At 70.8% G+C, this 24,934-nt stretch carries 21 protein-coding genes; 16 read left to right on the forward strand and 5 right to left on the reverse strand.

The window, feature by feature from the left end; translation table 11 throughout:
- Window positions 1–74: 74 nt before the first annotated feature.
- Window positions 75–1,028 (reverse strand): L,D-transpeptidase family protein, encoded by a 954-nt coding sequence (locus ACFU9P_RS06325; RefSeq protein WP_376386307.1) that lies wholly within the window; start codon window positions 1,026–1,028, stop codon window positions 75–77.
- Between the two features lie 269 nt (window positions 1,029–1,297).
- Between ACFU9P_RS06325 and ACFU9P_RS06330 the strand changes: the two genes are divergently transcribed.
- Both ACFU9P_RS06330 and leuE read left to right on the forward strand, forming a co-directional pair.
- Complete coding sequence (locus ACFU9P_RS06330; RefSeq protein WP_384078026.1) at window positions 1,298–2,941, forward strand: methylmalonyl-CoA mutase; 1,644 nt, start codon at window positions 1,298–1,300, stop codon at window positions 2,939–2,941.
- Window positions 2,942–3,134: 193 nt separating this feature from the next.
- A complete protein-coding gene (gene leuE, locus ACFU9P_RS06335; RefSeq protein WP_384078027.1) occupies window positions 3,135–3,794 on the forward strand; it encodes a leucine efflux protein LeuE in 660 nt (219 codons plus the stop codon).
- Between the two features lie 92 nt (window positions 3,795–3,886).
- Here leuE and ACFU9P_RS06340 read toward each other — a convergent pair whose 3' ends face one another.
- Together ACFU9P_RS06340 and ACFU9P_RS06345 are read right to left on the reverse strand one after the other, a co-directional pair.
- Window positions 3,887–5,260, reverse strand: coding sequence for a polysialyltransferase family glycosyltransferase (locus tag ACFU9P_RS06340; RefSeq protein WP_384078028.1), 1,374 nt, complete (start codon window positions 5,258–5,260; stop codon window positions 3,887–3,889).
- Window positions 5,260–6,243 carry a glycosyltransferase family 2 protein gene (locus ACFU9P_RS06345; protein WP_376386316.1) on the reverse strand — a complete coding sequence of 328 codons (984 nt, stop codon included), beginning with the start codon at window positions 6,241–6,243 and terminating at the stop codon, window positions 5,260–5,262. The genes ACFU9P_RS06340 and ACFU9P_RS06345 overlap by 1 nt, the downstream gene beginning before the upstream one ends.
- Window positions 6,244–6,462: 219 nt before the next feature.
- Between ACFU9P_RS06345 and ACFU9P_RS06350 the strand changes: the two genes are divergently transcribed.
- From ACFU9P_RS06350 to ACFU9P_RS06375, 6 genes are all read left to right on the forward strand, one after another.
- Window positions 6,463–7,785 (forward strand): DUF6716 putative glycosyltransferase, encoded by a 1,323-nt coding sequence (locus ACFU9P_RS06350; RefSeq protein WP_384078029.1) that lies wholly within the window; start codon window positions 6,463–6,465, stop codon window positions 7,783–7,785.
- 232 nt (window positions 7,786–8,017) lie between these two features.
- Window positions 8,018–9,232, forward strand: coding sequence for a cytidylyltransferase domain-containing protein (locus ACFU9P_RS06355; protein WP_384078030.1), 1,215 nt, complete (start codon window positions 8,018–8,020; stop codon window positions 9,230–9,232).
- A gap of 10 nt (window positions 9,233–9,242) precedes the next feature.
- Entirely contained in the window at window positions 9,243–10,175 is a 933-nt protein-coding gene (locus ACFU9P_RS06360; RefSeq protein ID WP_376386322.1) for an N-acetylneuraminate synthase family protein, read from the forward strand.
- Between the two features lie 5 nt (window positions 10,176–10,180).
- On the forward strand, window positions 10,181–11,281 hold the full coding sequence (locus ACFU9P_RS06365; RefSeq protein WP_376386324.1) for a hypothetical protein: 1,101 nt from the start codon (window positions 10,181–10,183) through the stop codon (window positions 11,279–11,281).
- Between the two features lie 114 nt (window positions 11,282–11,395).
- Window positions 11,396–12,589, forward strand: coding sequence for an NAD(P)/FAD-dependent oxidoreductase (locus ACFU9P_RS06370; RefSeq protein WP_384078031.1), 1,194 nt, complete (start codon window positions 11,396–11,398; stop codon window positions 12,587–12,589).
- 72 nt (window positions 12,590–12,661) lie between these two features.
- A complete protein-coding gene (locus ACFU9P_RS06375; RefSeq protein WP_384078032.1) occupies window positions 12,662–13,561 on the forward strand; it encodes an RNA polymerase sigma-70 factor in 900 nt (299 codons plus the stop codon).
- Between the two features lie 21 nt (window positions 13,562–13,582).
- Here ACFU9P_RS06375 and ACFU9P_RS06380 read toward each other — a convergent pair whose 3' ends face one another.
- Complete coding sequence (locus tag ACFU9P_RS06380) at window positions 13,583–14,572, reverse strand: BtrH N-terminal domain-containing protein (RefSeq protein WP_384078033.1); 990 nt, start codon at window positions 14,570–14,572, stop codon at window positions 13,583–13,585.
- A gap of 197 nt (window positions 14,573–14,769) precedes the next feature.
- Here ACFU9P_RS06380 and ACFU9P_RS06385 point away from each other — a divergent pair, with 197 nt between their 5' ends.
- From ACFU9P_RS06385 to ACFU9P_RS06420, 8 genes are all read left to right on the forward strand, one after another.
- The gene (locus tag ACFU9P_RS06385; protein ID WP_384078369.1) at window positions 14,770–16,032 is read left to right on the forward strand and encodes an amidohydrolase; all 1,263 of its coding nucleotides are present in this window, start codon (window positions 14,770–14,772) and stop codon (window positions 16,030–16,032) included.
- A 149-nt stretch (window positions 16,033–16,181) separates the two neighbouring features.
- Window positions 16,182–17,243, forward strand: a complete 1,062-nt coding sequence (locus ACFU9P_RS06390) for a BMP family protein (RefSeq protein ID WP_376386332.1) — start codon at window positions 16,182–16,184, stop codon at window positions 17,241–17,243.
- A gap of 280 nt (window positions 17,244–17,523) precedes the next feature.
- Entirely contained in the window at window positions 17,524–19,104 is a 1,581-nt protein-coding gene (locus ACFU9P_RS06395) for an ABC transporter ATP-binding protein (protein ID WP_384078034.1), read from the forward strand.
- Complete coding sequence (locus ACFU9P_RS06400; RefSeq protein WP_384078035.1) at window positions 19,101–20,237, forward strand: ABC transporter permease; 1,137 nt, start codon at window positions 19,101–19,103, stop codon at window positions 20,235–20,237. The genes ACFU9P_RS06395 and ACFU9P_RS06400 overlap by 4 nt, the downstream gene beginning before the upstream one ends.
- A 14-nt stretch (window positions 20,238–20,251) precedes the next feature.
- Entirely contained in the window at window positions 20,252–21,529 is a 1,278-nt protein-coding gene (locus ACFU9P_RS06405) for an ABC transporter permease (RefSeq protein ID WP_384078370.1), read from the forward strand.
- Window positions 21,526–21,978: a cytidine deaminase gene (locus tag ACFU9P_RS06410; RefSeq protein WP_384078036.1), complete on the forward strand. Its 453-nt coding sequence runs from the start codon at window positions 21,526–21,528 to the stop codon at window positions 21,976–21,978. Before ACFU9P_RS06405 ends, ACFU9P_RS06410 begins: the two co-directional genes overlap by 4 nt.
- A 141-nt stretch (window positions 21,979–22,119) precedes the next feature.
- Window positions 22,120–23,409, forward strand: a complete 1,290-nt coding sequence (locus ACFU9P_RS06415; RefSeq protein ID WP_376386340.1) for a thymidine phosphorylase — start codon at window positions 22,120–22,122, stop codon at window positions 23,407–23,409.
- A 109-nt stretch (window positions 23,410–23,518) separates the two neighbouring features.
- Window positions 23,519–23,836 (forward strand): STAS domain-containing protein, encoded by a 318-nt coding sequence (locus ACFU9P_RS06420; RefSeq protein WP_384078037.1) that lies wholly within the window; start codon window positions 23,519–23,521, stop codon window positions 23,834–23,836.
- A 1-nt stretch (window position 23,837) separates the two neighbouring features.
- Here the strand turns inward: ACFU9P_RS06420 and ACFU9P_RS06425 are convergent, their stop codons facing one another.
- A complete protein-coding gene (locus ACFU9P_RS06425; RefSeq protein WP_384078038.1) occupies window positions 23,838–24,899 on the reverse strand; it encodes a sigma-70 family RNA polymerase sigma factor in 1,062 nt (353 codons plus the stop codon).
- Between the last annotated feature and the right edge of the window lie 35 nt (window positions 24,900–24,934).

The following is a 24,934-nucleotide window of genomic DNA, read 5'->3' on the forward strand; positions in this document are numbered from 1 at the left end:
ACTTCCCCCCCACTCCTGCTGCCCTCCCCCCTCCCCCCTTCCCCCCCCCCCACCACTCGGCCACCCGCCAGGTCTCACCAGTAGATGACGACCTTGTCGCCCGTGCGGACCTCGTTGAAGAGCGCCGCGATCTTCGTCCTGTCACGGACATTGACGCAGCCGTGCGACGCGCCCTCGTAGCCCTTGGCCGCGAAGTCCGCGGAGTAGTGGACCGCTTGGCCGCCGCTGAAGAACATGGCGTACGGCATCGGGGTGTCGTAGATCGTCGAGACATGGTCGCGGGACTTCCAGCCGACCGAGAAGGTGCCCTCGCGGGTCGGGGTGTACTCGGAGCCGAAGCGGACGTCCATCGCGGAGCGGACCTTGCCGTCGACCATCCAGGCCAGGGTGCGGCTGTTCTTGCTGATGCACATCACCCGGCCCTTCAGACAGCGCGGGTCGGGGGCGGCGACCGGCCTGGTGGTGGGCGGGAACAGTTCGTCGCGGGTCGGCTCGTCCGTCCTGTCGAGCAGCTTCTGCCAGGTGAGGAGGTCCGTCTCGCCGGTACGGGGCAGGCCCCGCTTGCCCTGGAAGGACGAGACGGCCGCGGCGGTCACGGAGCCGTAGTAGCCCGTGGGGTTGCGGTCGAAGTGGCCGATCTGCCGCAGCCTGGCCTGGAGTTCGCGCACCTGGCCGCTCTCGTCGCCGGTCGCCATCAGCGGCTCCGGCTTCGGTTCGGCGGGCTTGGACGGCTCGGTCGGCTCCGACGGCTCCTCGGAAGGCGTCGGCGTCGCGGTGCTCTCGCTCGGCGTCGGCTCCGGCGCCGGCGGCGTCGTACGGTCCGCGGCCGGCCGCACCGACGGTTCCGCGGACTCCGACGGCGAGGGCTCCGCCGGCTCGCTCGCCGAAGCGCTGGGCGCCCCCAACGCGCCCCCGCCCGGCTTCGCGTCGCCCGCGGGTCCGCCGCCGGCCGGCACCGTACAGCCCGTACTCACCGCCAGCACGGCGACCGCGGCGCATCCCGCGCGTAGGGCGGAGGTCCTGAGCATGGTCGTCCCCCTGTTTCCGGTTCTCCCGTGTCCCATGAAGCGTGTTCCTTCAGTCTTCTCTCAGACAGCTTGCCGCCCGGCACGGTTGCGCAAGCCCGAAGACGAGGTTTCAGGCCGCTTTCTGCCGCCTTCCGTCCGCTTTCCGTCCGCTTTCCGTCCGCCTTTCCGGCCGTGGAGCCCCGCGTGTGGCCCGTTGCCCGCCGTACCAACGCCACTACAGTCCGTCAGAAGGGGGGCCCTGACGGCCGGTTGTGCAGGAGGAGGCGGAAATGATCGCGCGCGAACCCGGCAAGGCCCGGAGCTCCGGGACCGACGGACCCGGCGAGGCACGGACCGTACGGACCACCGAGAGCGGGCTGCCCGTCGAGCCGGTGTACGGTCCCGGCGCGCTCGCGGGCTGGGATCCGCGGGAGAAGCTCGGCGAGCCCGGCTCGTACCCCTTCACCCGCGGGGTCTATCCGACGATGTACACCGGCCGGCCCTGGACGATGCGCCAGTACGCCGGCTTCGGCACGGCCGTCGAATCCAACGCCCGTTACCGGCAGTTGATCGCCCACGGCACCACCGGTCTGTCCGTCGCCTTCGACCTGCCGACCCAGATGGGGCACGACAGCGACGCCCCGATCGCGAGCGGCGAGGTCGGCAAGGTCGGGGTCGCCATCGACTCGGTCGACGACATGCGGGTGCTGTTCGACGGGATTCCGCTCGGCAAGGTCTCCACCTCGATGACCATCAACGCCCCCGCCGCCCTCCTTCTGCTCCTCTACCAACTCGTCGCCGAGGAGCAGGGCGTACCCGCCTCCGCGCTGACCGGCACCATCCAGAACGACGTGCTCAAGGAGTACATCGCGCGGGGTACGTACATCTTCCCGCCCAAGCCCTCGCTCCGGCTGACCGCCGACATCTTCCAGTACTGCCGCGCCGGGATCCCCAAGTGGAACACCATCTCGATCTCCGGCTACCACATGGCCGAGGCCGGGGCCACGCCCGCGCAGGAGATCGCGTTCACGCTCGCGGACGGCATCGCGTACGTACGGACGGCCGTCGCCGCCGGCATGGACATCGACGACTTCGCCCCACGCCTCTCCTTCTTCTTCGTCTCGCGCACGACGATCCTCGAAGAGATCGCCAAGTTCCGTGCCGCGCGCCGGATCTGGGCCAGGATCATGCGCGACGAGTTCGGCGCCCGCGACCCCAGGTCGCAGATGCTGCGCTTCCACACCCAGACGGCCGGGGTGCAGCTCACCGCGCAGCAGCCCGAGGTCAATCTCGTACGGGTGGCGGTCCAGGGGCTCGCGGCGGTCCTCGGCGGTACGCAGTCGCTGCACACCAATTCGTACGACGAGGCCATCGCCCTGCCCACGGACAAGGCCGCGCGGCTCGCCCTCCGTACGCAACAGGTCCTCGCCTACGAGACGGATGTCACCGCGACCGTCGACCCGTTCGCCGGTTCGTACGCCGTCGAGCGGATGACGGATGAGGTGGAGGCGGCGGCGGTCGCGCTGATGGAGCGGGTCGAGGATCTGGGGGGCGCGGTCGGGGCGATCGAACGGGGCTTCCAGAAGGACGAGATCGAGCGCAGCGCGTACGCCGTGGCGCGGGAGACGGACAGCGGGGAGCGGGTGGTCGTCGGGGTCAACCGCTTCACGCTGGACGAGGAGGAACCGTACAGCCCGTTGCGTGTTGACCCCGCGATCGAGGCCCAGCAGGCGGCCCGGCTGGCCCGGCTCCGCGCGGACCGCGACCGGGCGGCGGTGGACGGGGCGCTGACCGCGCTGAAGAAGGCGGCGGAGGGCACGGACAATGTGCTGCCCCCGATGAAGTCGGCGCTCAGGGCGCGGGCGACGGTGGGGGAGGTGTGCGGGGCGCTGCGCGAGGTGTGGGGTACGTACGAGCCGACGCACACGTTCTGAGACGGGCGGCCCGGGTTCGGAGACGTGCACGCGGTGCGGCCGATCCGGGGCCGGTCCGGGGCGCGGGGGCGGGCGCGGACCCGGGCCCGGGGTCTGGCTCGGTCCGGGGGCTCGCGGCGGTCCTCGGCGGTACGCAGTCGCTGGACACCAATCCGTACGATTTCGTTCGTGCGCGTGTGCGAGACTCCCGTCCATGCTGGGTGTCACTGATCTTCCGACCTATCTGGTCGGCCTCGTTCTGATCGTTCTACTGCCGGGACCGAACTCCCTCTACGTGCTCTCCGTCGCCGCGAGGCGCGGCATACGCGCGGGCTATACCGCCGCGGCCGGCGTCTGGTGCGGCGACACCGTTCTCATGGTGCTGTCCGCCGCGGGCGTCGCCTCGCTCCTCCAGGGCAATGAACTGCTCTTCGGCATCGTCAAATACGCGGGCGCCGGCTATCTGACCTGGCTCGCGGTCGGGATGCTGCGCGCGGCCCGGGCGCTCTGGCGCACCCGGCACCAGCGCGAGGAGGCCGCCACCGAGCCCGGTACGACCGCGCCGGACACGGCCGAGCGCCCGTACCGCAGGGCCCTGCTGACCAGCCTGCTGAACCCGAAGGCGATCCTCTTCTTCATCTCCTTCTTCGTGCAGTTCGTCGACCCGGGGTACGCGCACCCCGCGCTGTCCTTCGTGCTGCTCGGGGCGCTCGCCAATCTGGCCAGCGCCCTCTATCTCTCCGCCCTGATCTTCGGCGGCACCCACCTGGCCGCCGCCTTCCGCCGCCGCAAGCGCCTCTCGGCCGGCATGACCTCGGCGGCGGGCGCCCTGTTCCTGGGCTTCGCGGTGAAACTCACCCTGAGCAGCGCCTGACAGCGCCTCCTGGCAGTGGCCGACGCCGGACAGCGAAGCGGGGTGCCGCGCCCAGAGCGCCGCACCCCGCTTCCCGCTTGCCCGCCCGGATCTCAGCCGAGCGTCGCCCTCTTGATCGACCGCGCGCTCCGCGCCACCCTGCGTACCGTCGCGTTGCGCGGCAGGAACGCGAGCTGGGCGGGCACCCCGCCCGGCAGCGCCAGCGAGGTGAGCCGGCGGCGCTTGAAGTACTTCAGCACCCGCGGCGACAGATGCTCCGAGAGGAAGCTCTCCGCCGTGGGCCGCAGCCGCGCGTAGATCTGCGGCTGCATCGCGAACCCGACGGTGGAGACCAGCTCGGGAAGGTGCTCGTCCGGCTCGTGCCCGCCGTCGCCCTCCAGCGGCGGCAGCAGCGCGTCCACGATCGTCACCGGCACCCGGTTGCTGTTCTGGTACGGGGTGAGCCGCTCCAGCAGCAGTTCCGTACCGGCGCGGGCGACCGGCAGATCGTAGAACGTGGCCGCCGTGAGCAGCGCGGTCGAGAAGCAGGCCACCACCAGCGCCGGATTGAGCCGCTGGTAGAGCACCTCGGCGAGCACCGGCCCGGACCGTACGGTCAGCCGCGCACCGAGCCGCTCGGCCTCCTCCTCCAGCCGCCGCGACCACTGCGCGGGCGCCGAGGGGTGCGGCTTGAAGACGACGTGCTTGTGGCCGCGCGCGACGGCGCCCCGGAGCATCCGTACGTGCAGCTCCTCCTCTTCCTGGACGGTGAGGATGTCGAGCACGGACAGATACTGGCCCAGCACCAGCGCGGGACCCGCCGCGCCGTCCTCCGTACGGTCCGAAGACGCCCCGGCGTCCAGCGCCCCGGCGTCCGGCTCCGCGTCCGCCAGCTCGGCGAGCACCTTCACGAAGGCGTCCGTCGGGATGATCTCGGGCTCGACCCCGAACTCGGTCAGCAGCAGCGGCCTCAGCCCCGGCACCAGATCCAGATGGAGCAGCCGCTCGACGCGTCCGCCGATCAGCGGGTCCAGCTTGGAGCGGGTGGGCCCGTAGCTCATCAGCCCGTCCGCGTAGATATGGATCGGGCTCTCGCCGAAGATCATGGCGACGGCCTGGGACGGGTTGGCCTGGATGGACTCGCAGGCGATCTCGACCGGCGCGTCGCCCAGGTTCCACTCCCTGCGGACCGCCCGCTGCCACATCGCCGCGTCCTGCTCGCGCGGGCCCCAGCCCGCCGGGTGGAACGGGTGGATGAAGTCGTTCCACGAGCGGACCTCGTCGAACTCCGGCCGCAGCCGGTCGAAACCGGGCAGCTCGTTGAACGGCCTGCCCAGCTCGGGCGAGGTCGAGACATCGCTGACCACCAGGATGCGCCGGTGGTCCGCCCGCGCCCCGAACTGTCCCGACCGCAGCGCCGCGGTCACGGTGGCGGCCGCGTACTGCGTGGCCGCGAAGAAGAGCTGAATGGTGGACGTGCCCGCCATCAGACCTGGACCTCCATGGAGCGGGAGACGGGACGGCGGCGTACCCGGCGGAGCTGTGCGGCCCGGCGGGTGCCGAGCGCTTCGATCGTCTCGGACAGGATGTCCGAGGGCATGCGCTTGAGCGCGGCCGCGCTCAGGGAGCGCAGTTTCCGTGCCACTGACGGTTCCATCCTCTCGATGGATTCCAGGTGATGGGCCATGACCGCGCAGTAGGTCCGTACGGCCTTGGGCAGGAACCGGTCCGCCTCCGGGTCCTCCGCCGTCTCCGCCAGGACCTGGTCGAAGGCCCGGATGAAGTCGAGCTGCCGGACATCGCCGATCTGGGTGAGGGAGGAGGCGACCCCGCGCCGGTACATGACGCCGTGCAGGCCGACGGCCGCGAAGGTGTTCGCCTCGCGGTGCAGCCGCCATATCCACGGCCGGTCCTCTGCGGTCCGCAGCCCGTCCCTGAAGTGCACCAGACCGCGGTCGACCAGCCGGCGGTGGTACGCGCCGGCCCAGGCGAAGGCGTAGTCCACCGAGGTGGAGCGGTACTCGGGCAGGATCGCGTCGCGCGGGTTGAGCACGGTGTCACGGGGGGCGACCGGGACGCGGTGGACGGTCCGGGCCTTGCCGGTGAACTGGACGTGGTCGGTACGGATGAAGTCGACGCCGAGACCCTCGATGGCGGCCAGGAGCTGCTCGAAGTAGCCCGGCACCACCCAGTCGTCGCCGTCGAGGAAGGTCACGTACTCGCCGCGCGCGGCGTCCAGGCCGGTGTTGCGCGCGGTGGCCAGTCCGCCGTTCCGTTCATGTCTGAGCAGGACCGCCCCGGGAAGGTCGCGCTCGGCCTGTTCAAGGATCTGGGGGGTTCCATCGGTCGAACAGTCGTCGACCAACAGGAACTCGAAGTCAGCGCGGGTGTTCGCGCGGAGGCTTCTGAGGGTTTCGAGGGCGTATGTCTGCACGTTGTAGAACGGCACGACGACGGAGAGCTTGACCACAGCCGTGACGCTAGGGGGCGGCACGTCATTCGTTCTGACTTCCGGACGCATGGCAGGTGAACGAAGCATGGCGGAATGGTGAACCCGTCGGCTTTTGGCCGTTCTGTGGCTGCTTCCCGGCTGTTCCCCGGGCTTTGTCGCCATCCGTAGATCTGCTGTTAACCCTTTATTGCCATTGAGTTCGGCGGACAAACGGAAACTCTTTCTAACGTCCTCGTCGTGCCATCACGTACCAACGAAGCGGTCCGGGTCGCAGTGCTCGCCGACTCCGACACCCGGTGGAAGTGGGGTGCGCTCACCGCGCGCCGCATCACACCGGAAGGCCGCTCCATAGAGCTGAGCGGCTATCTGCTGCGTGGCCGAGCCACGCCCACCGCCCGGCAGCTCGCGGAGGTCGGTGCGGAGGCTGAGACACGTGAGGTCACCGGCACCGCCTTCCTCCAGATGCTGCGCGAGCAGGAGTACGACCTGGTCGTGCTCGCCCTGGTCGGCGGCGCCGTCCAGGCGATGCTGCACGGCATAGCGGCGCTGGACCTCGAAGACCGGCCGGCCATCGTCACCGGCTATGTGGGCGTGGTGTACGAGAAGCTCTCGGACGGTCTGCTGCTGCGGCACGGCGCGGACATCGTCCTGGCGAACTCCCGCTACGACGGCCAGCGCTTCCGCGCGGTGTACGAGGGCGTGGGCGCCGACGCCTCCTCGGTCACCGAGGCCGCCCTGCCGTTCCTCGGCGGTGAGCGCTATGTGCCCGAGGAGGGCCGCGACACCGTCGTCTTCGCCGCCCAGCCGTCCGTACCGGCGAACCGCGCCGACCGCTCGTATCTGCTGAAGCGCCTCGTCGAGCACGCGCGGCTGCATCCGCGCCGCGAGGTCCTGCTGAAGCTGCGCAGCAAGATCGGCGAGCACACCACACATGTGGAGGAGTTCCCGTACCAGCGGCTCGCCGAGAAGGTGCCGGGCGGTCTGCCGCCCAACTTCAAGCTGGTGTACGGGAACATGGGCGAGGTCCTCGACCGTACGGACCTGCTGGTCACCGTCTCCTCGACCGCGGCCCTGGAAGCCCTGCACCGGCGCATCCCCACCGCGATCCTCACCGATCTCGGGGTGCGCGAGCCGCTCGGCAACCACCACTTCATCGGCTCCGGCTGCCTGGCCTCCTGGGACCAGCTCGACGGCGGCGGACGCCCGAAGGCCGACGCCGTCTGGGCGGACCGGCAGGGTGTCGCGGCGGACGGCTCGTACTCCTCGTCCTTCGACCAGGCGCGCAAGCGGGTCGCGAAGCTGCTGGACGGACCGGTGCTGCCGCCGCTGGACCCGTACTACACGGCCACCACCGCGCCCGGCTATCTCCCCGGGCTCCTCGCCCGCTACCACCTGGCCGCGGACGGCACTTCGCTGCCGTCGGCCGCGAAGGCCGCGTCGGGCGGCAGCGGCTCGGTCCGCCGTGTGGTGCGCGAGGCGGTACGGGGAGCGGCGCGCGGCGCGTACCGGCACGGCGTACAGCGGGTTGCCCCCGTCATCCGGCGCATGGGCGACCTGTGAACCCCGGCGCCACCCCGCACAGGACTCGGCGGCCACGGGCCGCGGAACAGCACGACCCCGCGGAGCCCGTCTCCGTACGCCGGGCAGGGCACGGCCCGGTGAAGCACAGACCCGCGGAGCACGGCCCCGTACCGCACGCACAGCAAGAAGCCGCACGGCATCAGCCCAGCCAGAAGCACGAGCCGCAGAGCAACCCGCCGCGGAGGCATTCCCCGCGGACCAAGGAGTACAGATGACCGTCCTCGCGGTAATTCCCGCACGCGGCGGATCCAAAGGCGTACCCGCGAAGAACCTCGCCCCCGTCGGCGGTGTCCCCCTCGTCGTCCGCGCCGTCCGCGCGAGCCTGGCCGCCCGGCGCGTCACCGATGTCGTCGTGTCGACCGACGACGCCGCCATCGCCGAGGCGGCACGCAACGCCGGAGCCGAGGTCGTCCTGCGCCCCGCGGCCATCGCCGGCGACACCGCGACCAGCGAGGCCGCGGTCCTGCACGCCATGGACGCGTACGAGGCGATGCGCGGCGTGGCCGCCGATGTCGTACTGCTCGTCCAGTGCACCAGCCCGTTCATCACGGCCGAGGACCTCGACGGTGTCGCGGGCGCGGTCACCGAGGACGGCGCCGACAGCGCGCTGACCGTCGCGCCCACCCACGGCTTCATCTGGCGCGAGGACAGCGCGGGCAGCGCCGACGCCGGAGCCTCCGGCGGCTACGGCGTCAACCACGACAAGGCGAACCGGCCGCGCAGGCAGGACCGTCCCCAGGAGTACCTGGAGACCGGCGCCGCCTACGCGATGCGCGCCGACGGCTTTCGCGCCGCCAACCACCGCTTCTTCGGCCGTACCGCGCTCGTCAAGACCGACGCCGCCCGGGTGCTGGAGATCGACGATCCGCACGACCTGGCCCGCGCCCGCGCCCTCGCGCCGCTGCTCGACCCGGCCGTCCTCCCTACCTTTGAGGACGTCGACGCCGTCGTCCTCGACTTCGACGGGACCCAGACCGACGACAAAGTGATGATCGACTCGGAGGGCCGCGAGACCGTCACCGTGCACCGCGGCGACGGGCTCGGTATCGCCGCGCTGCGCCGCTCCGGTCTTGAGCTGCTCATCCTCTCCACCGAGCAGAACCCGGTCGTCGCCGCGCGCGCCCGCAAGCTCCAGATGCCGGTGCTCCATGGCATCGACCGCAAGGACCTCGCACTCAAGCAGTGGTGCGACGAGCACGGGATCGCCCCCGAGCGGGTGCTGTACGTCGGCAACGACGTCAATGATCTCCCGTGCTTCGGCCTCGTCGGCTGGCCGGTGGCCGTCGCGAGCGCCCATGACGCCGTACGCGCCGGCGCGCGTGCCGTCACCACGACCCCCGGCGGCGAAGGGGCGATCCGTGAGATCGCCGCCTGGCTCCTCGGTCCGGGTCTCCAGACCCCCCACATGAACACCCTCAACAAGTAAGGACCCACCCATGAGCACCGACGCCACCTCGCGCCTGCGGACCTTCGGGAAGCGGACCGCCGGCCCCGGCCAGCCCGTCTATGTCACGGGTGAGATCGGCATCAACCACAACGGCGAGCTGGACAACGCCATCGCCCTGATCGATGTGGCCGCCGAGGCGGGCTGTGACGCGGTCAAGTTCCAGAAGCGCACCCCGGAGATCTGCACCCCGCGCGACCAGTGGGACATCGAGCGCGACACCCCCTGGGGCCGGATGACGTACATCGACTACCGCCACCGCGTCGAGTTCGGCGAGGACGAGTACCGCGCCATCGACGAGCACTGCAAGAAGCGCGGTATCGACTGGTTCGCCTCCCCGTGGGACACCGAGGCCGTCGCCTTCCTTGAGAAGTTCGACCTGCCGGCCCACAAGGTGGCCTCCGCCTCCCTGACCGACGACGAGCTGCTGCGCGCGCTGCGCGCCACCGGCCGTACGGTCATCCTCTCCACCGGCATGTCGACGCCGAAGCAGATCCGGCACGCGGTCGAGGTCCTGGGCAGCGACAACATCCTGCTCTGCCACGCCACCTCGACGTACCCGGCGAAGGCCGAGGAGCTCAACCTGCGCGTGATCAACACGCTCCAGGCCGAGTACCCGAACGTGCCGATCGGCTACAGCGGCCACGAGACCGGTCTGCAGACCACCCTCGCCGCCGTCGCCCTCGGCGCCACCTTCGTCGAGCGCCACATCACCCTCGACCGCGCCATGTGGGGCTCGGACCAGGCCGCCTCGGTCGAGCCGCAGGGCCTCCAGCGCCTGGTCCGCGACATCCGCACCATCGAGGCGTCCCTCGGTGACGGTGTCAAGAAGGTGTACGAGTCGGAGCTGGGCCCGATGAAGAAGCTCCGCCGGGTCGCGGGCGTCGTCGCCGAGTCTGCCGCGGCTGAGTCCTCGGCGGTCTGACACCCATGACCGGTCCCAGCGGGGGCCGCCCCCCGCACCCTCGTGCGATCGCTTTCGTGGAGAGCCCGGTCCAGCTGCTCAATGTGCTGGAGTGGGCGCACGCGAGTGCGACGGGTGACGCGTGTGCGACACGCGACGCGAGTGACACGCTCACCGTCGTCGTACTCTCGCCCACCGATCCCATGTCGCGCGGCCAGCTCCGGCGGATGGCGGAGCTGGCCCGGGACGAGGGCTTCACCGTGCGCTGGCAGGACGCGCGCGGTGGTGCGGGGGCGCCCCTGCGGACCGTACGGGAGCTGGCGCCGCTGCTGCGGCGCGCGGGCCGGATCGTCATAGGCGATCCGTTCTCGCGTTACGTACAGCTCCTGCTGACCCTGGTCGGCACCAAGGAACTGACGGTCGTGGACGACGGCACCGCGACCATGGAGTTCATCGGGCAGATCGCCCGCGGCGAGCGGCTGGTGCGCTGGCACCGGCGCGGCGGCTCCCGCGGGCCGCGCGAACTGGTCCTCGCACCGGTCACCGCCGCCGCGCGGCGGCGGCTGACGCCGTCCGCCGCCCGGCCGGTGGAGGTCTTCACCTCGATGCCCGTCGAGGACATACCGGCCGGGATCAGCGTCACCCCCAACACCTTCGAGTGGACCAGGGCCACCTTCGGCCCGCCCCGGGTCCACGAGGGCGCGGACATGGTCGGCACCTCGCTGGTCGAGACGGGCGTGGTCGACGCGGACCAGTACATCGAGGCGGTCACCGCCCTCGCCCGTACCCACAAGGCGGCCCGCTACTTCGCCCACCGGCGCGAGTCCGCGGACAAGCTCCACCGCCTCCACCTGGTCACCGGCCTGGAGATCGTCCGCCCGGACCTCCCCCTGGAACTGATCGCCCGCCGGGGCCCGGTGGGCAGCACGATCCTCAGCTTCCCCTCCACGGTCGTCCACACCCTGCCCCTGGCCCTCGCGGGTACGGGCGTACGCGTCGCGGTCTGCGACATCGCCCCGGAGTGGCTCAAGTCCTCGGCGTCGCCGCGGGCCCAGGGCTTCCTGTCGGGAGTGACGACGACCGCGAAGGATGTGCACAGACTGCCGACGACGGCTTCACCGGCGTAGTCCGGGGGCCCGGGTCGCGGGCGCGGGTGAGGCGCGTGACCTGCCTCACATGCTGTCACAACAACCGGTCACGCGGTGTCTTGAGGTCGAACCCCTGGAAACGGAGGAGACCTCATGGCTGAGAACACTGATGTGGTCGTCATCGGCGGCGGATACGCCGGCGTCATGGCGGCCAATCGGCTGACGCGGCGCGACGACGTGACCGTGACCCTGATCAACCCGCGCCGGACCTTCGTCCAGCGGATCCGCCTGCACCAACTGGTGGGCGGATCCGACGATGCGGTCGTCGACTACCGCGAGGTCCTCGGCGAGCGCGTCCGGCTGGTGGTCGACACCGCGACAGAGATCGACGCGGCCGGGCGCGGCGTGACGCTGGAGTCGGGCGGCACGGTCGGCTACGACTATCTGCTGTACGCGGTGGGCAGCGGCAGCGCCGACCCGCGGGTGCCCGGAGCGGCCGAGTTCGCCCACCCGATCGCCGGCCTGGAGGAGGCGCGACGGCTGCGGCCGGTCCTCGACGCCGCGCCCGCCACGGCCGCGGTGACGGTTGTCGGAGCCGGTCCGACCGGTATCGAGACCGCCGCCGAACTGGCGGAGCTGGGCCGTACCGTGACCCTCGTCTGCGGCGGAGCCCTCGGCCCGTACCTGCACCCGCGCGGACGCCGCTCGGTGGCCGAGCGGCTGGCCGGGCTGGGAGTGACCGTGCTCGACGGCGCCGGTACGAAGGTGACGGCGGTGACGCGCGATGCCGTGCGGCTCAGCGGCGGCCGCGAGCTGCCGAGCGCGGTGACCATCTGGACCGCAGGGTTCGGCGTACCGGACCTGGCCGCCCGCAGCGGGCTGAGCACTGACGCCCTGGGCCGTCTGCTCACGGACGAGACGCTGACCAGCGTGGACGACGCCCACATCCTTGCGGCGGGCGACTCGGCGGCACCGTCGGACCTGCCGCTGCGGATGAGCTGCCAGGCCGCGATCCCTCTGGGCGCGCGGGCCGCGGACACGGTGCTCAGCCGGATCGCGGGTGAGCGGCCCTCGCCCCTCAAGGAGCTGTTCGCCGGCCAGTGCCTCAGCCTGGGCCGGCGCGACGGTATCGTCCAGCTCGCCCACAGGGACGATGTCGCGACGCGGTTCCACATCGACGGCCGCCTCGCCGCGACGCTCAAGGAGTTCGTGTGCAAGGGCACCGTCAAGTATCTGGCCGACGAGGCACGCAAGCCCGGTTCGTACAGCCTGCACCGTGTATCAGGCGGTCCCAAGCGCCGGGAGTCGCTGCGGGCCAGGCGCGACGAGGCGGTGGCGACGGCTTGACGGCGTTCGGCAAGGGGAGCCGGCCGACCGTGCAAGGGGAGCCAGCCGACCGTGAAGGAGAGGGACCCGGACATGAGCGACCACCCCACCACCGACCCGGCGACCGAGACATTCATCGCCCACCGCAACCTGCTCTTCACCGTCGCGTACGAGATGCTCGGATCGGCGGCCGACGCCGAGGACGTCCTCCAGGAAACCTGGCTGCGGTGGGCCGAGGTCGACCTCGCTCAGGTGCGCGACCAGCGCGCCTATCTGGTCCGGATCACGACCCGGCAGTCGCTCAACCGGCTGCGCGCGATGAAGCGCCGCAAGGAGGCGTATGTCGGCCCGTGGCTGCCCGAACCGCTGCTCACCGCGCCGGACGTGGCCGAGGACGTCGAACTCGCCGAGAGTGTGTCGATGGCGCTGATGCTCGTCCTTGAGACGCTGTCGCCGACGGAGCGCGCCGTCTTCGTGCTGCGCGAGGTCTTCGATGTCGGCTACGACGAGATCGCGGCCGCCGTCGACAAGAGCCCCGCGGCCGTACGCCAGATCGCGCACCGTGCCCGCCGGCACGTCGATGCCCGCCGCCCGCGCGAGGTGGTCTCCGCCGGCGAGACCCGGGCGGTGCTGGAATCGTTCCAGCGCGCGTTCGAAACCGGCGACCTCCAGGGCCTCCTCGACGTACTCGCCCCGGACGTCGTCCTCGTGGGCGACGGCGGCGGCCTCAAGCAGGCCGCCCTACGACCGGTCATCGGCGCCGACAAGGCGGGCCGCTTCATCCTCGGCGGCAGCGGCAAGTTCGCGGACCGGCTCAGCAGCGACCTCACCCTGGTCAACGGCAACCCGGCACTCGTCGTACGCCTGGACGGCGAGATCGACGGCGTCATGGCGATCCGAGTCGAGGCCGCGCGTATCACGGGCCTCTACTACGTCCGCAACCCGGAGAAGCTGTCGCGAGTGGAATCCGAGACGACGCTCACGCTGCGATGAGTACGGCTGACGGAGTGGGGCTCATGCCTCCAGGCAGGCCAGCGCTTGCATGGCCTCGCGCTCCATGCGCGAAAGATCGCCCAGGACCGCGCCGGCCTGAACGAGGAACCGCTCCTCGCCCGATTCACCGGCCTGCTTGATCAGCGTTGCCGTTTCCGTCCACAGGGTGGCTGCCTCGGTGTACAGCGTGTGACCGGTGCGCAGGTGGCTGCTGTCGAGCAGCTCGGCGCATTCGGCGAGGAAGTCGCGGTAGAGGTTACGGAACAGCGCGCCGCCGGTTCCGGCCTTCTCCATCAAGAGCGCAGCCTGCGGCAGATCCCGCTGCGGGTCGTCGGTGCGCTGGAGCCATGTGCGTACCAGCTTGCCCGCTTTCTCGATGCCCCGGTGGCCGAGGTTGGCGATGGGCGGGTTGAGAAAGGCGTCGGCGCAGGCGGTGATGGCGGGGATGATCCGGCCCCGCGGTGAGGGCGGGTTCCGCGGAGCGGTGAGGGTGAAGGAGCGGTGCCTGGCGGTCATCGGGCCGCGTGCTGCTCTGGCCTGGGCGAGGCCGGCCAGGCTGGTGGACACCGCTCCGCCCTGCTGGCCGGTGTCCACCAGGTAGGCGGCGTGGTCGTCGTAGCCGTACATGGCGACTACATGACCGCCGAAGTGCACCTTCGACCCGAAGTAGTCCAGGTAGTAGCTGTCGAGCTGCAGTCCGACGGGGCGGCCGGCGTCGATGAGGGCCGCCACGTTTTCCCATGCCCTGCGCGGCGAGGTGGTCTCCTGCACCAGAAGCTCCAGCCCGAGTCCGGCGGCCAGGTTCCTGGTGAGGTCGAAGGGCTTGACCCGTCCCCCGAGGAAGGGGAAACCCATGTTCTTGCTGTCCCAGTAGACGAAGGAGAGACCGGAGCCGAGGCCGAAGAGCATGGGCTCCGACAGATCGAGCCCCTGGTGCCGCAGCAGCACCCCAAGGGCTGTCGTCTCGCAGTGCTGCGTATTGCGGACATCGATGTCTGTCACCGTGGTCACCCTCGGAGAGTACAGATCGGACCTGGACCGGCTGCTCCGGGAACACCCGCCCCTCGGCGAATCGGCCCGGTATACCCGCTGCCTCGCCCCGCCATGCACTCCCACGCCGGGTTTCTTCGCTCCGGTGGCTGAAATTTTGCTGATCGTGGCGTCGTTGATCCCTGAAGGGGCCTAGTCTTCAACAGGTGAGCCAGCTGATGTCCCGCGAGACCCAGACCGATCAGACCGCAGACGCCGACCTGCCCGGGGAGCCCGGGGCGGCGGCGCTGCCGGGGGCGTTGCCCGAGGGGTTGCGGGCGGAGCTGATCGCGTTCCGGCGGGACATGCACATGCATCCCGAGCTGGGCAATCAGGAGTTCCGTACCACCGCCGCGCTCAAGCACCGGCTGGAGGCGGCCGGGCTCGCGCCCCGGGTGCTCGGGACCGGGACCGGGCTGGTCTGCGATGTCGGGACCTGGGACGGTACGCGGCCCATGCTGGCGCTCCGCGCCGATATCGACGCCCTGCCGATTCCGGACACCAAGACCGGCGTCCCGTACCGCTCCACCGTGCCCGACCGCGCGCACGCCTGCGGCCATGACGTCCACACCGCCGCCGTCCTCGGCGCCGGGCTCGTCCTCGCCGGGCTCGACCGGCAGGGGCTGCTCCCCAACGCCGTACGTCTGATCTTCCAGCCCGCCGAAGAGGTGCTGCCCGGCGGCGCCGCCGACGCCATCGCGGACGGGGTGCTCGACGGAGTCGGCCGGATCATCGCCGTCCACTGCGACCCCCGTGTCGACGCCGGGCTGATCGGGCTGCGCCACGGGCCCATCACCTCCGCCTGCGACCGGCTCGAAATCACCCTCGACGGGCCCGGCGGCCACACCGCGCGCCCGCATCTGACCACCGACATGGTCACCGCCGTCGCCAAGGTCGCCACCGAGGTCCCCGCCCTGCTGGCCCGCCGCGTCGACGCACGCTCCGGCCTCGCCGTCACCTGGGGCCGTATCGAGGCCGGCCACGCCTGCAATGTGATCCCGCAGCACGCCGAACTCTCCGGCACCGTCCGCTGCCTGGACCTGCCCGCCTGGCGCGAAGCCCCGGACCTGGTCCATGCCGCGATCGACGAGATCGCGACACTTCACCACGCCAAGACCCAGATCAACTACGTCCGGGGCGTGCCGCCGGTCGTCAACGACCCGGTGATCACGGAGCTGCTGCGCGCCGCCCAGACCGCGCGCCGCGGATCGTATGCGATCGAGGACACCGAGCAGAGCCTCGGCGGCGAGGACTTCTCCTGGTACCTGGAGCATGTGCCGGGCGCGATGGCCCGGCTGGGTGTCCGTACGCCGGGCAGCCAGGCCCGGTACGACCTGCACCGTGGCGATTTCGATGTCGACGAGCAGGCGATCGCGGTCGGTGTGGAGCTGTTCACGGCGGCCGCTCTGATCGACGGAAACCCCGACGGAAACCGTTTGTAACCGGCCATGAACACCTCCCTTCACCTCCCGTTCGCGACGATCCGATAACAGCTTCCGTACGGGTCTTTATCTGACATCTACGCGCGTTACGATCGCCGCGAAACCAGCGCCGGAAGAGGCGCTTCGGTCAGGTCGAAGGGACCACCCTCTTGCGCCGGGTAACCAAGATTGCTGCGGCGAGCCTCGCCTCCGCCGCGCTCGCTCTGACTGCCACCGCGTGTGGCAGCACTTCGGCCGACAAGGCCAAGGAGAACGACAAGAGCTCCGCTTCCGCCGCCGCCGGCGTCAAGGTCGGTATCGCCTACGACGTGGGCGGCCGTGGCGACCACTCCTTCAACGACTCCGCCGCGCGCGGTGCGGACAAGGCCAAGGCGGAGTTCGGCGGTGAACTCAAGGAACTGACCGCCAAGACCACCGACACCGAGGCCGACCGCGTCGAGCGCCTCACCCAGCTCGCCCAGGCCGGCTACAACCCGGTCGTCGGCATCGGCTACGCGTACTCCAACTCGATGAAGCAGGTGGCGGTCAAGTTCCCCGACACCACCTTCGGCATCGTCGACTCCGTCGTGGACGCGAAGAACGTCGACAACATCGTCTTCACCGAGGAGCAGGGCTCGTACCTCGCCGGTGTCGCCGCGGCGCTGAAGACCCAGAAGAAGCACGTCGGCTTCATAGGCGGTGTGGACGTCCCGCTGATCAAGAAGTTCGAGGCGGGCTTCGTCCAGGGCGTCAAGGACACCGACAAGAGCCTGAAGGTCGATGTCCAGTACCTCTCGCACGGCTCGGACACCTCCGGTTTCGCCAGCCCCGACAAGGGCAAGGCCGCGGCTCAGGGCATGCTCGACAACGGCGCCGATGTGATCTACACGGCCGCCGGCTCCTCCGGTTCCGGCGCCATCGAGGCCGTCAACGGCGTCAAGGGCGCCTGGGCGATCGGCGTCGACTCCGACCAGTACAACCAGGCCTCGCTCGCCAAGTACAAGGACTCGATCCTGACCTCGGTCGTCAAGAACGTCGATGTCGGCGTCTACGACCTGATCAAGTCGGTCAACGACAAGAAGCCGCTGCTCGGCACCAACAGCTACTCGCTGGCCAAGGACGGCGTCTCGCTCGCCACGAGCGGTGGTTTCATCACCGACATCCAGCCCAAGATCGACGCCGCCAAGCAGAAGATCGTCGACGGCTCGATCACGGTCAAGACCACTCCGTGACCCGGCCCATGACCTGCCGCGGCCCCCGGTCCCGGGCCGTTCCCGGTCCCGTCGCCGGCTGAGCGTACGGGCCCGGGGGGAGGTATTCACCCCCTCTCCCCGGGCCCATAACGATGTGTCAACTCTACGCGCGTAGGCCAGAGTTGGCGCGCTAGCGTCACGCAAGCCGAGCCAGCCGGGCCGGCCAGGCCCCCCGCTCACCGAGCCACGCCCCCCGCCCCACCGCTCCTTCCTCCGAGGAGAGTGCGCCATCAACGCGTCCAGCCCTCCCGCCGTCGAATTGCGCGGCATCACCAAACGCTTCCCCGGCGTCGTCGCCAACAGCGATATCGACATCACCGTGCGCAGAGGTACGGTGCACGCCCTCTGCGGCGAGAACGGCGCCGGCAAGTCGACCCTGATGAAGATCCTCTACGGGATGCAGAAGCCCGACGAGGGAACCATCACCGTCGACGGTGACCAGGTCACCTTCGGCAGCCCCGCGGACGCCATCGCGCGCGGCATCGGCATGGTGCACCAGCACTTCATGCTCGCCGACAACCTCACCGTCCTGGAGAACGTCGCCCTCGGCGGCGAGAAGCTTTACGGCATCGGCTCCCGCGCCCGCGCCAAGATCCAGGAGATCTCGGACGCGTACGGCCTCGGCGTACGGCCCGATGTCCTCGTCGAGGAACTCGGCGTCGCCGACCGGCAGCGGGTGGAGATCCTCAAGGTCCTCTACCGGGGCGCGCGCACCCTGATCCTCGACGAGCCCACCGCGGTCCTCGTCCCGCAGGAGGTCGAGGCGCTCTTCGACAATCTGCGCGAGCTGAAGTCCGAGGGCCTGACCGTCATCTTCATCTCCCACAAGCTGGGCGAGGTGCTGTCGGTCGCGGACGAGATCACCGTCATACGCCGCGGTACGACCGTGGGCACCGCGGACCCGCGTACCACCACCTCCCGCCAGCTCGCCGAGCTGATGGTCGGCAGCGAGCTGCCCTCCCCGGAGACCCGTGAGTCGACGGTCACCGGCACCCCCGCCCTGACCGTCCGGGATCTGCGGCTGACCGCCACCGACACCGACGGTGTCGTACGGGAGGTCCTCGCCGGCATCGACTTCACCATCCACCGGGGCGAGGTCCTGGGCATCGCGGGCGTCGAGGGCAACGGGCAGGCCGAACTGGTCGAGGCGATCATGGGCATGCGCGACCCCGACGGCGGGGTCATCACCCTCGACACCACCGACATCTCCCACGCGCCCACCCGCCGGCGGCGCGAGAGCGGCATCGGCTACATCCCCGAGGACCGCCACCGGCACGGCCTGCTGCTGGAGGCGCCCCTCTGGGAGAACCGCATCCTCGGCCATGTCACCGAGCGCCCCAACTCCCGGCGCGGACTGATCGACGCGGGGGCCGCCCGGCTCGACACCGAGCGGATCGTGCGCGAGTACGACGTACGCACCCCCGGGATCGATGTCACCGCGGCCTCCCTCTCCGGCGGCAACCAGCAGAAGCTGATCGTCGGCCGCGAGATGAGCCACAGCCCCAAGCTGCTGATCGCCGCGCACCCCACCCGGGGTGTGGACGTCGGCGCGCAGGCGCAGATCTGGGACCAGATCAGGGAGGCGCGCCGCGGCGGCCTCGCGGTCCTGCTGATCTCCGCCGACCTGGACGAGCTGATCGGCCTGTCCGACACCCTGCGTGTGATGTACCGGGGCCGGCTGGTCGCCGACGCCGATCCCGCCACGATCACCCCCGAGGAGCTGGGCTCCGCGATGACGGGCGCCGCCACCGGCCATCTGGAGGCCCCGGACACCGTCGCCTCACGTACCCCAGGCACCTCAAGCACCTCAGGCGACGGAGCCGGGGGAGAGGACCGATGAAGAAGCTCACCTCCCGGATCGACAAGGAGCGGCTGATCCTCGCGGTCGCCGCACCCGTCCTGGCCGTGGTCGCCGCGCTGGTCGTCACCGCGCTGGTCATCGCCGCCACCGGCAAGAACCCCTTCGAGGCGTTCAGCGACATGGTGTCGTACGGCTCCGCCAGCGACAGCCAGGTCTACATCCTCAACAAGGCGACCACCTACTACCTCGCGGGCGTCGCGGTCGCCATCGGCTTCCGGATGAACCTCTTCAACATCGGGGTCGACGGGCAGTACCGCATCGCGGCCTTCTTCGCCGCCGTCGTCGGCGGCACGCTCGATCTGCCGGGCATCGTCCAGATCCCGCTGATCATCATCGTCGCGATGCTGGTCGGCGCGATGTGGGCCGGGATCGCCGGTGTCCTCAAGACCTCCCGGGGGGTCAGCGAGGTCATCTCGACGATCATGCTGAACTCCATAGCCACCGCGATCATCGGCTATCTGATCCAGCCGGAACGGCTCGGGCAGCTCGACGAGGCGGGCACCCTGGTCTCCACCAAGCCGCTGCCCGAGTCGTCGTGGTTCTTCACCATCGACATGGGCCCGGCCGGACTGCTCTGGGGCTTCCTCCTCGTCGCCGTACTGGCCGGTCTCGCCTACTGGTTCGTCCTCGGCCGCACCCGCTTCGGCTTCGACCTGCGCGCCGTCGGCCAGTCCGAGTCGGCCGCCGCCGCGAGCGGCGTCAGCGTCAAGAAGATGGTCGTCACCAGCATGATCCTCTCGGGCGGCATGGCCGGACTGATCGGGATGCCGACCCTGCTCAACGAGAGCCACATGTACAGCAACGACTTCCCGCTGGGCATCGGCTTCACCGGGATCGCGATCGCGCTCCTCGGCCGCAACAACCCGGTCGGCATCGCCCTCGCTGCTCTTCTCTGGGGCTTCCTGGAGCGCACCACCAACCACCTTGAAGTGATCGGCTACGACAAGGAGATCCTCGGCGTGCTCCAGGGCGTCATCGTCCTGTGCGTCGTCATCGCCTACGAACTCGTACGCCGCTACGGCCTCCGGCGCCAGCAGCAGCGGGTCGGCGCCGAACTCGCCGTCCAGGCCGCCGGAGCCGCCACGACCGAGAAGCTGGAGGTGGCGCGATGACCACCCCGTCGAGGATGCCCGCCACGCCGCCTCCGGCCGCGCCGAAGGCGGCGGGCGCCAGGCCCGTACGCCGCAAGCTCAGCCTCGCCCGGATCCTGCTGATCATCGCGGGCGTCCTGATCCTGCTCTCCGCCGTACGGATCCTCACCGGCTCCGACCAGCTCACCTCCACCGGCCAGATCAGCGCCTCCCTCGGTCTCGCCGTGCCCATCGGGCTCGCGGGGCTCGCCGGGCTCTGGTCCGAACGGGCCGGGGTGGTCAACATCGGCCTCGAAGGCATGATGATCCTCGGCACCTTCGGAGCCGGCTGGATCGGCTGGCAGACCAGCCCCTGGCTCGGCCTGCTCGCCGGTGTCGCCTTCGGGGTCCTCGGCGGACTGCTGCACGCGGTCGTGACCGTCACCTTCGGCGTCGACCACATCGTCTCCGGTGTGGCCATCAACCTGCTGGCCCTCGGCGTCACCCAGTATCTCGCCAAGATCTTCTTCAACTCCGGCGAGGCGCTGACCAAGGGCGGCAACCCCAAGCAGTCGCCGCCGGTCGACTCCATCCCCGATGTGACCGTCCCCGGGCTCTCGGACGGGCTGACCTCGCTGGCGGACCGCCACTGGTTCCTGGTCTCCGACCTCGCGGGCATCCTCGGCGGGCTCGTCACCAATGTCTCCGTGCTGACCGTCTTCGCCGTCCTCCTCTTCGTCGGGAGCTGGTGGCTGCTGTGGCGGACGCCGTTCGGGCTGCGGCTGCGCTCCTGCGGCGAGAACCCGGTCGCGGCCGAGTCGCTGGGCGTCAATGTGTACGCCCACAAGTACGCGGCGGTCGCCGTCTCCGGCGGTCTGGCCGGGCTCGGCGGCGCCTTCCTCGCCACCGTCCCCTCGCACATCTATCTGGAGGGACAGACCGGCGGGCGCGGCTATATCGGCCTCGCCGCGATGATCTTCGGCAACTGGCGGCCCGGCGGGCTCGCCATGGGCGCCGGACTGTTCGGCTTCTCCGACGCGCTCCAGCTCCGCAACGGCGGCGAGACCGTGCACGCGCTGCTGCTCCTGCTCGTCGTCCTGCTGGTGCTGCTCGCCCTCTGGAAGGCTTACCGCAAGGCGGTCGTCCAGGCCGCCGCCAGCGCGGTCGTCGCCGTCCTCATCCTGGTCTGGTACCTCCTCACGGACACCGTGCCCGAGGACTTCGTCGGCGCCACCCCCTATGTCGTGACCCTTCTGGTGCTCTCCCTGTCGGCACAGCGGCTGCGGATGCCGAAAGCTGATGGCATGCGCTACCGCAGAGGACAGGGCACATGACCGCCGCCGACGCCGCCGGACAGCCCGGCGGGGGCGAGCCGGGCGGGTGCGGGCCGGGCGAGGGCGTCGACTGGGAGGCCCTGCGGGCCGCGGCCCGGGCCGCCATGGCCCACGCGTACGTCCCGTATTCGCGCTATCCGGTCGGCGCCGCCGCGCTGGCCGACGACGGACGTACGGTCACCGGCTGCAATGTCGAGAACGCGTCGTACGGCCTCGGGCTGTGCGCCGAATGCGGTCTGGTCTCCGCCCTCCAGCTCGGCGGCGGCGGCCGGCTCACCCACTTCACCTGCGTCGACGGCACGGGCGAGGTGCTCGTGCCGTGCGGACGGTGCCGGCAGCTCCTGTACGAGTTCGGCGGCCCCGAACTGGTCCTGGAGACCCCGGACGGAATCCGCACCCTCGACCAGATGCTCCCCCAGGCCTTCGGCCCCGGCCACCTCGCGCCGTAGGACCGCAGGCGCGGGTCCCATGAACCCGGCCCCGGCACCGCCGCGACCCGGCGGGCCGGGGCCGTACTGCCCGGGCAGGCCGCCGCACCGGCCGGGTATCACCCTGTACGACGTGTACCACCCGTGTACGAAAGGAACGCCATGGACGTCATCTCCGTCATCCGCACCAAGCGGGACCGGGGCGAGCTGAGCCCCGAGCAGATCGACTGGGTGATCGACGCCTATACGCGAGGTGAGGTCGCCGACGAGCAGATGTCGGCGCTGGCCATGGCGATCCTGCTCAACGGCATGAACCGTACGGAGATCGCCCGCTGGACCGCCGCCATGATTGCCTCCGGCGAGCGCATGGACTTCTCCGCGCTGTCCCGCCCCACCGCCGACAAGCACTCCACCGGCGGGGTCGGCGACAAGATCACCCTGCCGCTGGCCCCCCTGGTGGCCGCCTGCGGCGCCGCCGTACCGCAGCTCAGCGGCCGGGGCCTCGGCCACACCGGCGGCACCCTCGACAAGCTGGAGTCCATCCCCGGCTGGCGGGCGCTGCTCTCCAACTCCGAGATGCTGGAGGTCCTGGAGAGCGCCGGCGCGGTCATCTGCGCGGCCGGCGACGGACTGGCCCCCGCCGACAAGAAGCTGTACGCGCTGCGCGATGTCACCGGCACCGTCGAGGCCATCCCGCTGATCGCCTCCTCGATCATGTCCAAGAAGATCGCCGAGGGCACGGGATCGCTGGTCCTGGACGTCAAGGTCGGCTCCGGCGCCTTCATGAAGACCGCCGAGGACGCCCGGGAACTCGCCGCCACGATGGTGGGCCTCGGCACCGACCACGGCGTACGGACCGTCGCGCTGCTCACCGACATGTCCACCCCGCTCGGCCTCACCGCGGGCAACGCCCTGGAGGTAAGGGAGTCCGTCGAGGTGCTCGCGGGCGGCGGCCCGGCCGATGTGGTCGAGCTGACCCTCGCCCTCGCGCGCGAGATGCTCGACGCGGCCGGCCTCAAGGACGCCGACCCGGCGAAGGCGCTGGCCGACGGCTCGGCGATGGACGTCTGGCGGCGGATGATCGCGGCCCAGGGCGGCGACCCGAACGCGGCGCTGCCCGTCGCCCGCGAGCGGCAGGTCGTCACCGCGCCGTCGTCGGGCGTCCTCACCCGCCTCGACGCGTACGGAGTCGGAGTCGCCGCCTGGCGCCTCGGCGCGGGCCGCGCCCGCAAGGAGGACCCGGTCCAGGCGGGCGCGGGCGTGGAACTGCACGCCAAGCCGGGCGATCAGATCACCGCGGGCGAGCCGCTGCTGACACTGCATACGGACACGCCCGAGAAGTTCGGCTACGCCCTGGAGGCACTGGACGGCGCGTACGACATCGCGGCGCCCGGCACCTCGTACAAGGCGGGCCCGGTGGTCCTGGAACGGATCGCGTACCCGGTGGACTAGGTACCGGACCGGGCCTGGACCCCGGACAGGGGCCGGCCACCTTCGATGAGTCCCCGTTCGATGGGTCCCCGTTCGATGAGTTCCGGCCGCGGCGGCGGTCTGTTGGAGTGTGGACGCCACAGAACCGATCGTTCTCGTCATCGCGGGCCGGCTCACCCCGGCCGATGTGCCGCGCCTGTGCCAGGAGTTGACAGCTCGTCTGTGCGGTACGGGCGCGGCCGAGGCGATCTGTGACGTCGGCGGCCTCGGCCCGCCGGACCTGACGGCCGTCGACGCCCTGGCCAGGCTCCAGCTCACCGCCCGCCGCCATGGCTGCCGCGTGCGGCTGCGCGGCGCCGGCCGCGAACTGCGGCTGCTGCTCGACCTGGTGGGCCTGCTGAGCCTGGCCCAGCAGCCACCGGGGAGCGCCGAGGGTAAGGACCTCTGACTCACGGCTCCTCCGGTTTCGAGGACTCCGTCTCCGAGGTCTCCGGCTGGGAGGATTCCGGCTTCGGCGGCGCCAGCCTCTCCGGGAGATCGAACAGCGGGAACCAGCGACCCGCCTCCAGGAAGTTGTGGATCCCCGAGATCCGGCCGTCCTCGATCTCGATGACCTGGAGCGCCCAGGGCGTATGCCCCTCGCCGTCCTCCGCCGGGTGGTAGTGCGCGAACGCCGGAGTGCCGTTGGCGGCCGTCGGGAGCAGCCGTGACCCGCGGCAGACCGAGCCGACCCCGAGCATCCAGCCCACGATGTCCGCATGCCCCTGGAGCCACAGGTCGTACGGCGGCATGGAGAACTTCGCGTCGTCGTGGAGCAGCGCGGTCAGCGCCTCCATGTCGTACCCCTCGAAGGCCGTGACATAGCGCTCCAGCAGCGCCTTCTGCTCGGCGTCCAGCGGATCCGCCGTGGCGGTCCCGGCCGGCTCGGCGGTGGCGAGCGTGGCCCGGGCCCGCTGGAGCGCGCTGTTGACGGAGGCGACCGTCGTACCGAGCAGCTCGGCGACCTCGCTCGCCTTCCAGGCCAGCACCTCCCGCAGGATCAGCACCGCCCGCTGCTTCGGCGGCAGATGCTGGAGCGCGGCCACGAACGCCAGCCGGATCGTCTCCCGCGACACCGCGGTGTCCGCCGGATCGGCCACCGAAGGCAGCACCCGCCCGTCCGGCACCGGCTCCAGCCAGGTGGCCTCCGGGCGGGCGGTGAGCCGCGCCTCTGCCACCGGAGTCGGGTCGGAGAGATCCATGGGCCGGGCCCTGCGGCTGCCCGCGCTGAGCATGTCCAGACAGACATTGGTCGCGATGCGGTAGAGCCAGGACCGCAGCGAGGCCCGGCCCTCGAAGGTGCCGAAGCTCCGCCAGGCCCGCACGAGGGTGTCCTGCACGGCGTCCTCGGCCTCGAAGGCCGAGCCCAGCATCCGGTAGCAGTAGCCGGTCAGCTCGGTGCGGTGCTCTTCGAGCCGTGCGTCCAGGTCCTGCGCCGGCGGTGTTGTCGGTGTTGTCGTGCGATCAGCCATAGGTCACCCCAGTTGCCCCCTTGTGCCCCCTTGGC

The sequence above is a fragment of the Streptomyces sp. NPDC057617 genome (genome assembly GCF_042800555.1).
GTDB lineage: Bacteria > Actinomycetota > Actinomycetes > Streptomycetales > Streptomycetaceae > Streptomyces.